Consider the following 16,696-nt stretch of genomic DNA (forward strand, 5'->3'; position numbering starts at 1 on the left):
CTGGACATACTGCGGTGCTTCCATCACCCGGAGGTGGGCCTGGGCGGGACCGGGGTGTGCAGCGGCTGCGCGGGGGCGGACACGATCTCGACCCAGCGCTGCGCCTCGGCGTGTCCGCGGGCGTCGTCGAGGTCAGCACCCGCCAGCGCTGCGCGGGCCAGCACGAGCGCCTCGCTCGATCCTGCGAAGAATGCTGCGCGGGCCGCAAGGATGGCGAGTCGGGTCCTCGCTGGACCGAAGCCGCTCAGGGTGGCGAGCTGAAGTCCGGTGTCGGCTTCGACGGCGGCCTCATGCGTGGCAGAGTTCGTCGCGTCGAGCGCCTCCACCCCTCCTTCGCGTCGTATCGCCTCTCGGGCGAGGCCGATCCGGGCCGCGAGTTCGTGACAGCGCAACGCCGCCTCGACTTCTCCGGAGACGGTGACCCAGTGGCGCGCTCGTGTGAGGCTCTCGGTGGCTGCAAGGAGGTCGCGCTCTTCGAGGAGGGCATGACCCAGCAAGGCGTGGGCATGAGAGGCATGTCCCTGCCAGCCGAGGTGTTCGCACTGCCCCAGGATGCGGCGTGCCGTGCGGCTGGCGTCGCCAACGTGGCCCAGGGCGAGCTCGCGCTCGGCTTCCCAGAGCCCACGGCGGGCGGTCAGGCGATCGCCGAGGGAGCGGGCCGCGGCGAAGGCATCGGCTGCGGCACCGTCGTCGCCCAGGTCGTGCAGGATGGCGGCACGCAGCGAGAGACCCCGGGTGATGTGGGCCGGGTGGGTGTCACGCTCCGCGATGGCGATGGCGCGGTCGACGAGGGCGAGCGCGCTGCGGAGTGAGCCTGCGAGGCGCTCGGTATATGCAAGGGTGCGCAGGCCCGTGGTGAGGTGGATGGGCTCCTGGAGGTCCTCGACCAGGCGGTTGTGGGCCTCGTAGCAGCGGCGAGCAAAACCCAGCTCGCCGAGGGCTGCTGCATAGAGGCCGCGCTCGTAGGCGAGCTCGGCGCGAGAGAGGGGGGGCAGCGCTTCGGGCAGGCGATGCGGGTCGTCGTCCTGCACGCCGTCGGCCTGGCGATCCAGGTCGGTGGCGGCGGAGAACGCGCGCAGGACGCGGGCGCCGCGGCTCATCTCGCCAAGGACGAGGCCGAGATGAGAGAAGCCTCCGAGGCCACGCCGGTAGACATCCCAGGCGTCCACGGCGCGCCCTTGCTCGAGGAGCTGGCCGATGAGGGCCTCGTGGAGTTCGAGGGTCGCGGTGTCGCGCGGAGCATGACGCGGAGCCCGCAGGAGGGAGCCTTCGCTGGAGGAGGCGAGGGCCGCAGCGGCTGCTGGTCGCAAGCCTGCGGCCAGGGCGCGGAAGTGATCGCGAACGAAGGGGTGGGTGGAATAGAGAGGTCGCTCGGCACGCGCAACGAAGACCAGGCCGAGGCGCTCGAGCCGCGCGAGGCCGCGTCGTAGCTCGGCGATCCCCCATCCGGCGAGGGTGCCTGCGAGCATGCCTCCGGCGCGCACCATCGTGAGGAGCGCTTCTTCCTCGGCGGCGGCAGGGAGCAAGGACAGCCGGGCCAGGAGATCCCGCTCCGAGGGAGGCAAGGCGTCCGCATAGGCGGAGAGGATCGAGGCGAGGCGACGGGCGAGGGCATCATCACGGGCGGCATCGACCAGGGCCGCACTCCGGAAAGCTGCGGGGTCGCCACCGAGCAAGCTGCCGACATAGGAGCCGAGCACGGCCACCGAGAGTGCGTGCCCGCCGGAAGGGGCGGAGAGGCCACGGAGGGTGTCGTCGTCGCCGCGGACGCCCCACGCGCGAAGCAGGTCGGAGGCCTCACCCGAGGAGAGCGAGGAGAGCGGGAGGGAGCCCGCGCCATCGCCTGCCCAGGGGTCGAGATCCGTCAGGGAGAAGCGCGAGGTGACGAGCGCGCGGGCGGCGCCCAGCCCTCGGGCCAGGGCGCAAAGGAGGCGTCGGAGGAGAGGATCCACGAGTTCGCCGTGAGCGCGCCCGCCCCCCCCTTCGGCCTGAACGACCTCGAGACCATCCAGCGCCAGGAGATGAGGAGCGCCGTCCCGGAGCGCCTCCTCCAGCCGGAGCAGGCGCTCTCCCGGGCCGCTCTCTGCACCTCGTGCGAAGTAGCGGAGCGCCTCGGCCAGGAACGACTCGATGCGCTCGTCTTCGTAAAAGCTCCAGACGAAGACGCCGCCTCGCTGCGGGGCATCTCCGAGCTCGGCGAGCGCGCGGTCGAGGACCGCGGTCTTGCCCGCACCGCCGACGCCGAGGAGCGTGAGCACCCGGGGCGCGGGGCGCGGGGCGGCGATCCACGGGCTCAGCATGGCCAGCAGGGGAGCGCGTCCGACGAAATGCTTGGCACGCTGGAGAGCATGCACGTGGAGGGGCACGAGCGTGGTCGGCGGTGATGCTGGTGGCGACTCCGGCGCGGGCGAAGGTGCGGAGGGTGGAAGGGAGGTGGAGCGCGGAGGCGTGGGGGTGGGGCGCTGATCGTGCGCGAGCGCGTTGGTGTCGAGGAGCAGCTCCTCTTCCGTCAGGCCGAGTTCGACGCAGAGGCGTTCCAGCATCCGGCGTCGTGTCGGGTGACGCACCGAGAAGCCCTGACGCGGGTCGTTCACCGCGCCGGACTCGTAGCGCCGGTACGTGCGGACATCGACGCCGACGGCGGCTGCGAGCTGCTCCTGCGTGAGGTTCAGATCGAGCCGAGCGCGGAGCAGGGCTTCGTGGTGGAACACCTGCGGCATGAGGCACGACGATGATGAAGGAGTTCCGCCGGGCGTGTCTACCGGGCCAGGAAGCACGGCCAGCGCAGGTGGCGCCCGCGCTCGGAGCTGCCGGCCGGCAGGTGAGCGTCGCGCGAGCCCCGCACGCGCCGTCGGCGGGGGGAGGCGTCGCGCTGGATGGCCGGAAAAGTGAGGGGGCGGCGCCACTAGCCGCACGCCGCCAGCTTGTCCAATCCACGGCAATGCGCGCACAAAAGTTAGGAAAGGTGCCCACCCTGCCTAGCATCCCGCAGCGGATGCACGGACTGTCTCTCGTCGCTGACAACACCCTCCCCTCCTCGCCCGAGCCGGCCCTCCTCCATGAGCTCCTCGAGCTGCTGGAGCGCTCGCCCCGGGAGCGTGGAGCCCCGGCCTGGATCGAGGATCCTGCGGCGCTCCCTCTGCACGCCGAGGCGGATCCGGTCGCCTTGATCTGCGATCTCGCCGATGCGGTCGCCGACGTGGCCACCGGCCGCCGCGGGCGCGCCGTGGTGCGCCTCTGCGTGGAACCGGAACCCTGGGAACTCGGCCTGGAGCGCGCCGGGCGCGACATCCACGCGACCACGTTCCAGGGTGGAGAGGTCCCCGCCGTCGCGCTGCACGAGCGTCGGGTGGCGGGCCAGGGCCTCTGCGCGTTCGTGCTGGCCGCGCTCGATCGCGCGGGCCGCAGCGCCTCCCCCACGCAGGTGCCTCGGCTGGCTGCCGCGCGGCGTCGCCTGGAGGGGGCGCTGCCGTTCCCCGACGAAGAGGCCACGACGGATCTCGCCGTGGTCGGTGTGGAGCCCACGGGCGAGATCCCCGTCGTCATCGCGTCCGAGGTGCTGCTGCGTTCGAACACCGCCCCGGAGAGCGGAGGCGCCACCGAGAGCCGCAGCAGTGGCGCAAAGTCGGTGCCGCCGCCCGTCCAGCGCTCCGACCTGTTCTCGTTGCTCTTCCGAGGGCGGGTGCGCGTCGCGGTGGGCGAGCATGCTCGGGAGCTGCCCGACGTGCTGGTGTTCGTCGTGGCCGAGCAACTGACGGCGCTCGCGCTGGAGGCGCTGGATGCCTGGACCCGTAGCCGGCCTTACCACCGCCGCGTGACGGCTGGCGGGGCGCTCCTGGGAATCCGGGTGCATGGGGAGGGTGGGCTGTCGCTGAGCCTGGGGCTTTCACGCCCGCGGGAGGTGGGCCCGTCGCGCGGCAGCGATCGCGGGGAGTCGCGGACGCAACCCTGGACGTTCCCTGCGGTGGATGTGGCAGCGCTCGCCCAAGGGGTGATCGCGTTCGGCAGGGCGCTGTGCCGGACCCTCTCGCGGCGCGATCGGTCGCAGGCCTCGAACCTGCGGCTCCACGCGTTCCGTGCGCGGGTGCGGGAGCTGTCGGAGCGGCTCCGCGAGGTGACGCGCAACGACGCCAAGATCAACGAAGCGCCGGAGAGCTACCGGGCCTTCGCAGAAGCGACCCGGGCCGCCGCGGCCCAGGCGACCGCCGATACGTTCTCGAGGACGCGGCTCCGCTTCTCGGCGCGCTGGGTGACGGCGATCCCGTCGCTCGATCTGCGCTCGACGTTCCTCTGCGGGGACGTGCTGGTGGCGGGGACGGCCAGAGAGATCTGCTGCCTCGATCGACGGACCGGGGAGCTGGTGTGGCAGCAGCCTGCCCCTCGGGCGGTGAGCGTGATGACGCCGGTCGGCCTGGGTCGGCTCCTGCCAGACGGGACGCTGTGCCTGCACGACCTGACGAGCGGCGAGGTCGCCTGGTCCACGCGGCTCTCGCCACGCGCCGGGGGCAGCGCGGCGGGGGCGGTGGTCAGCGCGCCCGGGTTGCCGCGTACGCTGATCGTCAGCGAGGGGGCACGGCACCTGGCGGCGGTGGATCTGCACGGAGGCGATGTGCGCTGGCGCTATGCGGCGCGTCGGGGGGAGAGCTTCCGGCTGCGGCGCGCTGGCAAGCTGGTGGTGGTGGTGAGCGGGGAGCCTTCGCTCTCGGCCCTGGACGTGCTCACGGGTGAGGTGGTGTGGCGCTTCTGTGATCGGCTGCGCTTCAACGCGCCGGTGGCCGTGGATCACGACGCCCTTTTCGCGCTGGCTGGCGATGGCGCGCTGGTGGGGCGAGGCGGAGCACGCCTGCATCACCTCGATCCGTGGTCCGGTGCAGCGCGGTGGAGTGTGGATCTGCCGGCACACGGCGCTCCCGTCGGCGCGCCGTTGCTCGCAGCAGAGACGGTGTGCGTGGTGACCCATGGTCGCCGCGGGACGGGGCTGGTCGCATACGACCGACAGACCGGCGCCGCGCGGTTCGATGTGGCCATCTGTGCCGGAGCGGCGTCGTGCATGGTGGTCGACGACGTGATCGTGGTGAACAGCGAGGGCGGCGAGCTGATCGGGGTCGGCGCGCTGGACGGCCAGATCCGTTACCGTCACGTGTTCGGCGGGGGTGCGGAGGGGGATCGACCTCGTCGTCTGGAGCCGGTGCTGCGCTCGGGCGCGCTGTTCGTTCCCCAGAGCGAGGTGCATGTGGTGCGCTCGCGCGATGGTGCCCCGCTCGGAAAGGTTCCGACCGATCTGATCCCGGATCTGCTTCGGGTCGATGAGCGCTGTGACGTGTACGTCGCCGAGGAGAGCGGGCACATTGCCGCGTTCACCGCAGGCCCTCGGCTCAGCCTGGTGTCCTGAGCGTCAGCGGCGCGAGGGGGGCTTCGACACCACCACCACGGTGACGTCGACCACCCCCTCGCGGATCATGCCGATGGCCTCGGCAGCCTTGCGCGAGAGGTCGATGATCCGCCCCTTCGTGAAGGGGCCGCGATCGTTGATCGTCACCCGGACGCGCCGACCATCGGCGCGGATCACGTCGACCACCGTGCCGAACGGCAGCTTCCGATGCGCCGCCGTGAGGAGGCCGGGCCGATAGGGCTCGCCGCTGGCGGTGGACCGGCCCGCGAGGCGATCGCTGTAGTAGCTGGCACGGCCGCGCTCTCCCTGGATGTCGCCGGAGTCACCGGAGGCAGAAGGGGGCTCGGACGCAGGGCTCGTGGGCACTACGGGGGGGCGGCTGGTCCCGCTGCTGCAAGCAGCCGTCAGCATTCCGAGGAGGCCGCAGAGGGGCGCGACGAGCGACCTCACCCCTCCCCCTGGGCAGGCTGGCCGAGTGCCATGGCTGCTCCGCCGGACGTCGCGGCGAGCGGCAGATGCCGTCGAGGAAGGGCGTTGCCGTCAGCAGCCGCGATGAAGTCGGCCTTGGCCCGGATGAACCGCGCGATGGCCCGAAAAGGCACGCCCGTGGGGCAGATGGCCTCTTTCTGTTCGAGGACCTCGTCAGGGACGTGGCGAAGCGCCAGGGCCGCCGCGTCGAAGTCCGGCATGCTCCGCGCTGAAGCCAGCACGACCGCCATCAAGCCTGGATAGGCGCCGCGTGACGCTGCGATGCGCTCTGCCTCCCCTGCATCGCAACGACCGCAGGCGATGCAGCTGGAAAAGGAGGTGAGTTCCTCACGTTCGCCTGCGGTGAGCGGTGGGAGGCGATCCGCGTCGTAGTTGTCGTGAAAGAGCGCGAGGCCAGTCTTCCTTCCGCCGAGACGCGCGAAGAGCACCTTGACCAGGGACCAGGCCAGAATCACGAGCGCGAGTGCGCGACCGGACAGCACAGGCGGGGTATAGCATCTTCGAGGCCCGTGCCAGCAGCGCACCGCCGCGTGCGCCCGGTGCCCCGAAAGCCCGCCTCATGCCACGCGCGGTATGGTAAGAGGCGGCCGGAGGCCTCTTGCTGGACAGTACCCGCATCCCTCTCCTTCTCTCCTTCGTCCTCCCTCTCGCCGCTTGCGGTGGGGGCAACGGGGACGCGCACGCCGACCCGCTCGCGAACGTCTACGGAGATGGCGAGCGCCTCCCACAGGTCCTCGGACAGCCGAGCTGGCTCGACCCCGACGATCAGGACAGCGCGCGCTGTTCCTACCCGTCGGATCGTCCGGTACGGGTCACGGGCGTCGCCGTCGTGGCCATCGACCGCTACGACGAGACCAGCCAGGGCGCGACCGGCAACTACTACGTGCAGGATACGTACGCACAGGCGAACCACGAACCCGTGGAGGGCGATCCCGTCCCCGGGTTCGGCATGACCGTCTTCAACCCCTCGTTCAGCCCCCCCGACCTCCGCCTCGCGGAAGGCGATGTGGTGGACGTCACGGGGGTGATGATGGAGTTCGCTGGGCCGGTGACTGGGCGTTTCCCCTTCTGCCGGACGCTGCCCGAGATCGGGGGCACGATGTCGTTCCGCTTCGAGAACGCCCATGTGGAGTCGACGACGGTGCCGCTCACCGCGCTGCGCGGGTACGAGAGCGCCCGACCTTACATCGGCATGCTCGTCCGCCTGGAGAACGTGGAGATCGCTGGCAATCCTTCGGAGAGCAGCGGCCGGTACTCGGCGGCGATCAACATGGGCCAAGGCGTGGAGGCGAGCGACATCGTTCGGATCTCCAACGAGCTGTACGATCTGAAGGGACAGGGGCCAGCGCTCCAGGGGTCGTCGTTCCGCGCCGTCACCGGGGTGTTGACCTATTTCTATGGCTTCAGGATCGCACCGCGCTCCCCCGCGGACTTCGAGTTCTGAGTACGCTCGGCGGATGACGTGCCCGAAGCGCCGCGTTCGCGCTCCGAGGTCGGGTCGCGCAAAGGGTCTTCCAAGGTCTGACGCGTCCCTCGGGGCGGGTCCCCTCCCCTCGATGCGCTCGCTCGCCGGAGCTTGGCTCGGGCCCGTCGTCGTCGGCGCGCTGGGGCTCCTCGTCGGTGCCTGTCAGCAGCAGCCACCAGTGCCCCCGCCCGTGCAAGCGTTGCTCCCGACACCCGAGGGCAGCGTCGGGCAGATCGAGGTGCGCCGTCTCGATGAGCGCCCACGTTTGGCGCTCGTGTCGAGAGAAGGAGACCCTGCACCCGCGCTGGTCGCAGCCGTGGCCACGGATCTCGGTCCTGCGGCGACGGTAGCCCTCGCGAGTGTCATCGAGGGGCGGCTGCGAGCGACGGGTCTTGAACTCGAGGTTCAAGTGGACCGAAGCGCGTTCCGGGTGGTCGCACGCCCGAGAGGCAAGGAGCAGGTGGCTTCGTTCCTCGGCGCCCTCGCTCGCGCGTTCGCCCAGCCCATCGCGGTCGACAGCCCCGAGCTCGCGCTGGCGAAGCGGCGCCTGCTGGGACTGCGCGAGATTCCACTCGACGCGCCCGAGCTGCTGCCGGTCGCAGCCTGCACGGGGCGCGTGGGGCTCGCCGGGAATGAACCGGTCCCGGACCTGTCCACCCCGGCGGGCGCGCGGGAGCTGGAGGCGTGGCGTCGCTCGGCACTGCACGCGGCGCGCACGTCGATATCGGCCGTCGGTCCAGCCGCGTTCTGCGAGGAGACCGCAGCCGCGCTGGAGCGCGCCGGGGCCTGGCCGGCGGGCGACGAGCCCACGGATCCATGGCCCACGGCCGATACGGTGGGCGCCCATTCCTCGCTGCAGCTGGGTGATCGTAGCGCGCGCCTCACCGTGGCCGTTCGTGTCCCGAATGCGCGCTCGGCCGCGTATACCGCCGAGCGTCTCGGCGCCATCAGCTCCCCGCTGCGAGCGCGTCTGGCTGCGCTCTCGATCCCATGGAGCCCTGTGGAAGTGCTCGGGGTGGCGCGCCCACGCGGCGGCTGCATCAGCGTGACGGTGGAGGCGGCAGCGATGCAGGGAGGTACACCTCCGGAGGCAGCTGCGGCGGCGGTAGCGGCCTTGGTGCGTCAGGAGATCCGCACCGAGCTGGCCTCGTCTCCCTCGACCGGCGTCGTGTCCAGGCAGATTCTCACCGCTGCAGATGCACGGGACGCGGCCGCACGCGCCGCGTGGTGGGCGCTGTCCAGTGTCGCGCGTGATCAGCCGGAACGATGGGCGACGGTGCTCGCCGTACCACCACGCCGAGATCCGCCGTCGAGCGGTGAGACCTCGGTGGGCGCACGCTTCGACGTCGAACTCGGGCGGGCTCTCACGTCCGCTGCCCAGCCCTCGGTGGAGCGGCGCACCCTGGTCGAGCGCGGCCAAGGAGAGGTGTGGGTCTTGCTCGCGAGCCCCTGTGGCGTCGTCGAGGAAGGTGTGAGCGATGCGGGGGCGACGGCGCTCGCTGCGCTCTCGGCAGTGCAGCCTCCCTGGGAAGGCAACGTGGCGCTGGAGCCATGGATCACGCCCGAAGGCATCGGCGTCATCGCCCACGCACCGCTCGACGACGAGTCCGAGACGCCCGCCGATCTCGCGCGCCGGGTCGCGGATGCCGCGGCGCGCGCACTCACGGGGACCACGGCAGAGTCGACGGCGCTGTCGCTCGCACGGGTCGCCGCGCTCGGACATCTGGAACGAACCGCCGGTCCTGAAGCGGCCGCGATGGGGACATTTGCCGCGGCCATCGCGCCAGATCATCCCTCGTGGGTCGAGCCGTTCGGCCTCTGGGAGCGCGTTACGGGGAGCGCATTGCATGCCGCACGTCATCGCTGGCAGGCGCTCGCGACCGGACCTCTCCGCGTTGCGGTCCTCGCGAACGCGGACGCTGCACAGGCCACCGCGGCGGCGATGGCCACCGAGCGGTGGATCGCGCCCAGGACCGGACAGCGAACATGCACCGCGCCCGAGCTCGGCACACCACACCCGGGGCGCTACACGACGGCATTGCCCAGGGAAGCAGCGCTCGCACAGGCGCTCATCGGCGCACCGGTGGGTCAGGGGACGCTGGAGCTGGCGAGACTGACGGCTGCGGCGCTCGATGGCGAGGGAGGTCTGCTCGCGACGACGCTCACCGACGCAATCGGCACTCGCGCAACGGCGCGGGTCATCGGAGGCTCCCGCGCCGCTGCGCTGGTGGTCGACGTCCGTACATCGGCGGATCGGCTCGAAGCTGTCACCACCCGGCTTCGCGAGCTGCTCTCCGGCCTCTCGCAACGGCTCACCGAGAGCGACCTGAAGCGCGCCGAAACGAACCTCGCCAGAGCAGAGCGCGATGCACGCACCCAGCCCAGGCGGAGGCTGATCGACCTGTGGCGTGACCGGGCGCCCACGGGGAGCGCCCCTGCGCGGGTCGGCCTCGCCGCGTGGCGCGCCTGGCTCGCGACAGCGCTCGCCGAGGGCGCCCTGATCAGCGTCGAAGCCCGCCCGGAGTGATCACTCGCCGCCGTCGAACTCGACGGCATCCTCGCTCGCTGCCAGCGCGCGATCACCGCCGAACCCGTCGCCGTCCTCCATGTCGTCGTCGAGGTCCTCGTCGTCCAGGTCCTCATCGGCGTCGTCCACTTCGGGCCGGTTCAGCACCGGAAGGCGGCGCTTGCCGACAGGCCCTTCATCGACGTAGTCGCGCAGCGCGTTCATGTCGCGCAGCGCCTCCAGCTTTGCCAGCGCCTTGACCTCCACCTGACGGATCCGCTCCCGGGTGAGGTTCATGATCGCACCCACGTCCTCGAGCGTGGTGCCTCCCCGATCGGCGATGTCGAGCGCGCAGGACTCGTTCATCTCCGACGCCTCGAGATCGGGGAAATTGAGCTTGATCGCCCCCGTACGTGGCGAAACATCCAGGTACAGGTGGTGCTTGCACGACACGTAAGGACAGGGCCTCGGACCATCCACACATTCCGCGCGGGTACGCGGCTTGTAGTAGTCGGTCTCGGGGTAAAGCATCCTTCCGATCTCGAGCTCGCGCTTCGTCATCCGCTTGACGCTGATGGTTCGCGCACGCACCTCGCGCTTGCGCCGCGAGCGACGCTGCTCGCGGGTGACGGCGCTGGCCGATGTCGCCAGCTCGGCCTTGCGCGCCAGCGCGCCTTCCACGACCGGCCCCCCGAGCTCCTCGAGCTCGACGTCACCGGCCTCGGCCCCTGCACCCTCGAACACCTCCAGCCCGCTATCAGACACCATCGCCATGCGCCTGCCTCCGTTTTCCGCTCTGCGCACGCACGACCGCCCGGATGCGCGAGTCCGAGCCCGCGCGCCGAATGGTCGTCCAGTACTCTCCGGCGGTTCTCGCCGGACCATCGATCGCCATGAAGCGCACGCGGACAGGCCCGACCCGTCCATGCACGCCGCTACATTCGAACCGCTGACGCCCCTCGAATTAGGAGGAAGCAGCCTGCTTTGAAGACATCAATCCTCTCGAGAGCCGCGCCTGAGCCATCAAGCGCTCCTCGAGCATGGTGAGCTTCGCGACGAGCTCACGCGCCAGGACCTCAGCCGTGCTCAGGTCCTGCGCGATGGCTCGCCCACTCGTCTCACTTCGCCGCTCTTTTGCGGCTTCCTTGAGTGCATCGAAGACCTTCGCCATCGTCCGCTCCAGCTCTTCGATGTCACCCCTGACGAACAGGAACTCCCTCTGGATCTCCTCGATGGTGTAGTCCTGCGCCATCATGTCCTTGATCCGCTGGATCTGTCGGACCACGCTGGCCGGATACATCCCCTGGGAGCCCTGATGCTTGCCTTTTCGGCCCACCCGCACACTTCGCGGGAGCAGGCCGAGCTGCACATACTTCCTCAGCGTCGCTTCGCTGAACTTGAGCCCGTGAGCGGCGAACAGGTCGAGGATCTCACTCGACGTGATCCCCTGGGCGTGCTCCTGCTCGATGCGATCTAGCACGTCGTCGGGGATCCTCTGCACACCGGCCTCCCGAGCCGTCAGGGGCGGCGGCACCGCCGCTGCCCAACCAACGCGCGCGACTGTATTCCACTGAATGGAATACAGTCAATTAGCCGTGCGAAAAGAATGCTGCTCCGTCCGGCATTGCCTCGATTGCAAGGGTTTTCTGATCATGGTGGGACATTCTATGTCCCATGATGAAACCCGTGCTGGTTGTTCTGTGGTCGAGGCTTACGTGTGCTTTCTCACTGGGAGCGGAGTCATCGTCACGAGAGGACGGACGAGGCGAGAGTTGAGCGTCAGCGGACTTGGACACGCACCTTGTCATACATCCGGTTGCCGGGACAAAAGGGCTGGTACGCTCCGGTCACATGGTTGCTGTTAAGGAGGACCGCCTGAGGCTCGGCAGAACTGCCCCGCAGGCGACGACGAGTCGGGTGCTTGATCATGTCGTGCGGGATGTCACCGCCAGCGGGGTCCGGATGCGGGTGCTGGAGGCAGGCGCCGACACCAGCCCTGCACTGGTGCTCATCCACGACTTCCTTACGAGCCGTCTGGCGTTCGAGGACATCATCGGGCCGCTGTCCACGCGCTTTCATGTGCTCGCCCCCGATCTTCCTGGCTTCGGCGAGAGCGAGAAGCCCAGCGCAGCCCGGTACGCCTATGGCATCGAGGCTTTCGCCGAGGCGATCGCCGACCTCATCGCGGCCTTCGGGGTCGGCAGGGCTCACCTCTGCGGTCACTCCCTGGGTGGCGCCGTCGCCATCACCCTGGCAGCAGAACACCCGGAGCTCGTACAGCGGCTCGTGGTCGAGGATTCGCTCTGTTACCCGTTCCCGATGGGGATGAGGAGAAAGCTGCCCCTCGTCCCGGTGATCGGGGGGATCTTCTTCAAGCAGCTCTGGGGGCGCGCCCTGTTCCGCTCCTTCTTCCGTGATGAGATCTACGGGCGCCATGCGACGTTCCCTGCCGCTCGCGTCGAGCGCCACTACGAGCTGTTCAACGGCCCCTCGGCCCGAGAGAGCGCGCACGCCGTACTCCGCGCCGGGCTCGACGCGCGGCCAGTGGTGGCCCGGCTCACCCGTATCGCCACCCCGACGCTGGTGGTGTGGGGGCGCGACGATCGGCTCTTCCCTGCCGTGAGCGCCCAGCGACTGGCTCGGGAGATCCCCGGGGCGCGGCTCGAAATCATGGACGCCGGCCACTCGCCGCACGAGGAACGTCCTCGTGAGTTCGTCGCGCTCCTGACGCAGTTTCTGGAAGGCAGACGCTGATGCCAACGGGGCACGGGGGGAGCACTCAGCTCACCCGACGGAGCCCCTTCGCGCCCGTCAGGGATCTCGGTGCACTCGGCGCGCGCTCTCCGCTCCGGTGATTTTTCGACCCACGGTTGAGACGCCACACAGCGACACGCACTCCGCCTGACTGAGCCGACGAGCGGGACTCAGTGCATCCCGGCGAGGGCTTTGCATTCCGCGTTCAGCTCCGAGTCGGGAGGCGCGAGCTCTGCGCATTTCCGGAACGACGCCATCCCACCGCGCCCCGCCGACTGCTCCGCGGCGCCACGGAGGTGCCAGGCGCTCGCGCTCCCTGGCGAACCTGACGTCAGCTGCTGCGCGAGTTGCACGGCGCGCGCCCCCTGCCCGGCTTCCATCGCCCGCATGACCCGCGTCGTGAGAGGCGCCTTCTCGTCATCGACGAACCCAGGACCACCAGCCGGCTTCGCGGTCGCGGCTCCGGTCGCCGCTGGTGCGGCCGAAGCTGTGGAACTCGGCGAGCCCTGCGCCGTGGCCGTCGTGGCGCCGTTCGGCTCCGCCGTCAGGCTCGGCTCGGCCATGAGGCTCGGCTCCGCCGTCAGGCTCGGCTCGGCCATGAGGCTCGGCTCCGGCTCTGCGCTCGCCGTGTGTACCGCCGCCGGGACTTCATGACCGACCGCGGGAATCGTGGCGACCGATGAACCCGACGCCCCCACGCCCGAAGGCTCGGGAGACGCGCTGACCTCCACCGTGGAAGGCCTGGCGCCCTTCCTCGACCGGTTCACCGCCCAGATACCGCCGATGCTCAGCACGAGCCCGACCACGACGCCCACGACCACCCGCAGCAGTCGCGCACGCCTCGCTTCACGTTCCGGATGCCCAAGCGTCGCTCCCAGCGCCGCGGCCTCCTCGTCCACATCCTCTTCGTGCTCGGCATGCCGCCGCGGGGGCTGCACAGCGCCTTCTTCCGGCGCGTGCCCACGCGCACCACGCACCTCACTCGAGGCCGTGGGTCCCCCCTCGTTCGCGGGGATCGCAGGATCGACCACCGCGATCCCTCCCTCACCGCCCGCTCGCTCCCCTTCGAGCACAGCGAGCGCCGTGGGTTGCTGCGCTTCCCGGGTGGCCTCCTCCTCGACCTCAGCGCGAACCGGAGCCTCAGCCGAGTCCCCCGGCGGGATCTCCCGCGCAGCCTCCATCACCGCCACGGGAGCGAACACGCGGTCCAGCGCATCGCGCGTCAACGGTCCCACAGGGGTCGCGCGGTCCCCGGTTTCGACTTCGGTCCCTCTCGACGCGTCCCCAGCCTGGTCCCCCTCGGACGCGTCGTCGCTCGGGCCCACCGCGACCCCGACCGCCGCTGGCTCTCTGTCCCCTTCCGTCACGCCACGGTGCAAGACCGCCGCCTCCATCGTGGTGTTCACACCCGGCGCCGGCGCGTCCGCGCTCCCCCGGCCCGGCAGCGAGAGGCCCAGCGGCTGCACCGAGAGCGGAGCGGGGACCACCCCACCATCCTCCGCGAGCTCGTCTCCAGTCGAGGACAGCGGCCCCTGCTCGGCATCGCTGCCTTGCCCCAGGCTCATCCTCCGCAGCCGCGGACCGAGCGTTGGCGGACCGTGGAACTCTTCCTGGCCGGTCTCCGGATCCACACTGGGAACCACGTCTTCGGTCGCTCCCGCGGGCGCTGCTGCCGGCACCAGGAGCCCCTCGAAGTACAGCTTCGAGATCGTCGCCAGCGTCGACAGATCCTCGAACGGCGACGTATCGACCACCTGCATCAACGTCCGCCGCCCATCGAACAGGCGCAGGATGCCGTTCAGCTCATCCGGGATCTCGTTCAGCCGCTCGAGCAGCTCCTCGTGATCGACCTCGAACAGCGTGCTGAGCGGCGGCAGCGCCTCCAGAAGTCGCCCCCACTCGTCCACCCGCCGCATCCCCTCCATGAGCAGCCCCTGCGTCGAGGCGTCGATCACATCGGGGCACTCCACCTTGCAGAACTCGACCTCGAACGTCCCCTCACTCCAGAGCAAGGCACGGTAAACCGCCTCCTCCCCCGCGAGACGCCCCAGCGTGGCGTCCACCACCTTGCCATCGCGGAAGTAGATGTGCGCCTCGTCCTCCCCGCTCGCGAGGTGGACCACGCCGCTCTTCCGGCTCACCTCGAAGGTCTGCAGCAGGTCGACCACGTTCATGTCCGCGATCGCCCCCGAGAACCGCATCCGCCCACTCGGCCCCGAGCGGGTCGTGAAACCCTCCCGCTCTCGCCGTGCCAGGAGCAGCTTCACCCGCGCGATCAGTTCACGGACGAAGATGGGCTTGGTGAGGTAGTCCTCGATCCCGAGCTCGAGCCCCCGGATCTTGTCCTCGATCGACTTCTGGCTCGTCAGGAACACCACCGGGATCGAGGCCCACTCCGCGTGCTCCTTCATCCCACGGACCAGACCGTAGCCGTCCAGGTTCGGGAGCCGGCTGTCCGTGAGGACCAGATCGGGCGTCGACACCTCGAGCTTGGCCAGCGCGTCGGCGCCGTCCTTCGCCGTGGTGACGCTGTACCCGGCTTTCCTCAGGCTGACCTCGAGGACGCGCAGGCTGCGTGGATCGGCGTCGACCAGGAGCAGTTGTTGCTTCGCCACCTTGGATGTTTCACCCGCCGCGCGGCGGCTATTTCGTGTTGCGCCAGGGGTCCACGAGGTCGCCCGACTCTCTCGGCTTCGCCGTGGTCGCAGGGGTCCCCCGTCCGGCTCCCTGCCCCTGTCCGGTGAGCGTCGAGACGTTCGAACCACCGGAACGTGGTGCCACGCCAGACACGGCGCTCACCTCCGCGCTCACGGCCCCCACGGCCGTCGGCACGCTCGGCACCACGTTTTGCGCTGCGCTCGTCGAGGGAGCAGCAGTCGGCTCCAGGAGCGACGCGGAAGCCTCCGACGTCCGCGACCCCGAAGCGCCAAGCGCGGTCTCCGGGTTCTCGACCGTTCCTTGCAAGGCCCGCACCCCGAGCAGTGCCGCCACCGGCAACACCACCGCGGCGACGCCGAGCGCGACCCACGTCGACCTCGACTTCGAGGAGGGCGGCGCATCCACTTCCCTGGGAAGCTGCACGGGCCCGAGCATCGGGTTGCTGTCCCGGAGCCGCATCGCCGGACGCCGAGGACGCTCACCTCCGCTCCCTGCCGCCGCCTCCTTCGGGTTGGTCAGCGCCAGCTCGAGCGCATCGGCCAGCTCCGCCATCGAAGGGAACCGTTCCTCGACACGCTTCGCGAGGCAGCGCATCACGAGCGGCCCGAACGACCCCAGCGCCGCCGCATCGGGCGCGACCCGCTCGAGCGGCTCGGGTACGGCGAACATATGCTTGGTGAGCACACCCATGTACGTGTCGGCTTCGAAAGGCACCCTGCCCGAGAAGCACTCGTACATGATCACGCCGAGCGCATACACATCGGTGCGCGCGTCCACGTGCTTCCCTTCTGCTTGCTCCGGGCTCATGTAATGCGGCGTCCCGAAAACCATCCCCACCCGGGTCAGCCGACGGTTGCCCGCCACCTTGGCCACACCGAAGTCGAGCAGCTTCACCACTTCCGCGTCCCCTTTGCGGACGATGAACAGGTTGTCCGGCTTCAGATCCCGGTGCACCACCCCCGCCTTGTGCGCGGCCTCCAGCGCCCGAGCGCACTGGATGAACAGCGGCGCGACCCGAGCCGGCGTCACCAGCTTCTCCGCGCGGAGCAGCGCCCCGAGTGATCGGCCCTCCAGCAGCTCCATCACGAAGAACGGTCGGCTCACGTCCTTCGAGCCTGCGTCGATCGACCCGAAGTCCATCACCGTCACGATGTTCGGGTGCCCGATCCCTGCCGCCGCCTTGGCTTCCTGGGTGAACCTGGCGACCAGATCAGGGTCCTTGGCGATGTCTCGCCGCAGCACCTTCATCGCCAGCGTCCGCCCCAGCGTGGCGTGGCGCACCTCGTACACGGTGCCCATGCCGCCCTCGCCCAGTAACGAGAGGACCTCGTAGCGCCCGCCCACGATCGTCCCGATCAGCGGATCGACGCTGGGACTCCAGTCCAGCGCATCGGCCAACGTCGCACCGTCGAACGGGCAGAAACGTGCATGC

The 16,696-nt window shown here is 70.1% G+C and carries 11 protein-coding genes; 4 read left to right on the forward strand and 7 right to left on the reverse strand.

All coding sequences use genetic code 11. The annotated features are described in order from the left end of the window. Positions 1 to 23: 23 nt before the first annotated feature. The gene (locus CMC5_RS23990) at positions 24 to 2,720 is read right to left on the reverse strand and encodes a helix-turn-helix domain-containing protein (RefSeq protein WP_050432606.1); all 2,697 of its coding nucleotides are present in this window, start codon (positions 2,718 to 2,720) and stop codon (positions 24 to 26) included. A gap of 275 nt (positions 2,721 to 2,995) precedes the next feature. Between CMC5_RS23990 and CMC5_RS23995 the strand changes: the two genes are divergently transcribed. Continuing rightward, entirely contained in the window at positions 2,996 to 5,392 is a 2,397-nt protein-coding gene (locus CMC5_RS23995) for a PQQ-binding-like beta-propeller repeat protein (protein ID WP_050432607.1), read from the forward strand. A 3-nt stretch (positions 5,393 to 5,395) separates the two neighbouring features. On the opposite strand, the gene CMC5_RS24000 is transcribed toward CMC5_RS23995, so the two are convergent. Beyond that, positions 5,396 to 5,803, reverse strand: a complete 408-nt coding sequence (locus tag CMC5_RS24000; RefSeq protein ID WP_082363508.1) for a septal ring lytic transglycosylase RlpA family protein — start codon at positions 5,801 to 5,803, stop codon at positions 5,396 to 5,398. A 35-nt stretch (positions 5,804 to 5,838) separates the two neighbouring features. Then, on the reverse strand, positions 5,839 to 6,363 hold the full coding sequence (locus CMC5_RS24005; protein ID WP_245677717.1) for a hypothetical protein: 525 nt from the start codon (positions 6,361 to 6,363) through the stop codon (positions 5,839 to 5,841). Between the two features lie 116 nt (positions 6,364 to 6,479). Between CMC5_RS24005 and CMC5_RS24010 the strand changes: the two genes are divergently transcribed. Both CMC5_RS24010 and CMC5_RS24015 read left to right on the forward strand, forming a co-directional pair. Further along, the gene (locus tag CMC5_RS24010; RefSeq protein ID WP_050432608.1) at positions 6,480 to 7,325 is read left to right on the forward strand and encodes a single stranded DNA-binding domain-containing protein; all 846 of its coding nucleotides are present in this window, start codon (positions 6,480 to 6,482) and stop codon (positions 7,323 to 7,325) included. Positions 7,326 to 7,437: 112 nt separating this feature from the next. Then, positions 7,438 to 9,873, forward strand: coding sequence for a hypothetical protein (locus CMC5_RS24015; protein ID WP_050432609.1), 2,436 nt, complete (start codon positions 7,438 to 7,440; stop codon positions 9,871 to 9,873). Here CMC5_RS24015 and CMC5_RS24020 read toward each other — a convergent pair whose 3' ends face one another. Then, a complete protein-coding gene (locus CMC5_RS24020) occupies positions 9,874 to 10,620 on the reverse strand; it encodes a sigma factor-like helix-turn-helix DNA-binding protein (protein WP_245677718.1) in 747 nt (248 codons plus the stop codon). Between the two features lie 196 nt (positions 10,621 to 10,816). Continuing rightward, positions 10,817 to 11,332, reverse strand: coding sequence for a MerR family transcriptional regulator (locus CMC5_RS24025; protein WP_245677719.1), 516 nt, complete (start codon positions 11,330 to 11,332; stop codon positions 10,817 to 10,819). A gap of 437 nt (positions 11,333 to 11,769) precedes the next feature. On the opposite strand from CMC5_RS24025, the gene CMC5_RS24030 reads away from it, so the two are divergent. Then, positions 11,770 to 12,606, forward strand: a complete 837-nt coding sequence (locus CMC5_RS24030; RefSeq protein WP_245677720.1) for an alpha/beta fold hydrolase — start codon at positions 11,770 to 11,772, stop codon at positions 12,604 to 12,606. Positions 12,607 to 12,776: 170 nt separating this feature from the next. On the opposite strand, the gene CMC5_RS24035 is transcribed toward CMC5_RS24030, so the two are convergent. Together CMC5_RS24035 and CMC5_RS24040 are read right to left on the reverse strand one after the other, a co-directional pair. After that, on the reverse strand, positions 12,777 to 15,221 hold the full coding sequence (locus tag CMC5_RS24035; RefSeq protein WP_050432612.1) for a response regulator: 2,445 nt from the start codon (positions 15,219 to 15,221) through the stop codon (positions 12,777 to 12,779). A gap of 28 nt (positions 15,222 to 15,249) precedes the next feature. Beyond that, entirely contained in the window at positions 15,250 to 16,662 is a 1,413-nt protein-coding gene (locus CMC5_RS24040; protein WP_050432613.1) for a serine/threonine-protein kinase, read from the reverse strand. Positions 16,663 to 16,696: the final 34 nt, after the last annotated feature.

The organism is Chondromyces crocatus (assembly GCF_001189295.1).
GTDB classification, from domain to species: Bacteria; Myxococcota_A; Polyangia; order Polyangiales; family Polyangiaceae; genus Chondromyces; species Chondromyces crocatus.

Excerpts from the sequence above, each read along its gene's own strand:
- CMC5_RS23990 (WP_050432606.1), bottom strand. The coding sequence starts at position 2,720 with ATGCCGCAGGTGTTCCACCACGAAGCCCTGCTCCGCGCTCGGCTCGAT.
- CMC5_RS23995 (WP_050432607.1), top strand. The coding sequence starts at position 2,996 with ATGCACGGACTGTCTCTCGTCGCTGACAACACCCTCCCCTCCTCGCCC.
- CMC5_RS24000 (WP_082363508.1), bottom strand. The coding sequence starts at position 5,803 with ATGCTGACGGCTGCTTGCAGCAGCGGGACCAGCCGCCCCCCCGTAGTG.
- CMC5_RS24015 (WP_050432609.1), top strand. The coding sequence starts at position 7,438 with ATGCGCTCGCTCGCCGGAGCTTGGCTCGGGCCCGTCGTCGTCGGCGCG.
- CMC5_RS24020 (WP_245677718.1), bottom strand. The coding sequence starts at position 10,620 with ATGGTGTCTGATAGCGGGCTGGAGGTGTTCGAGGGTGCAGGGGCCGAG.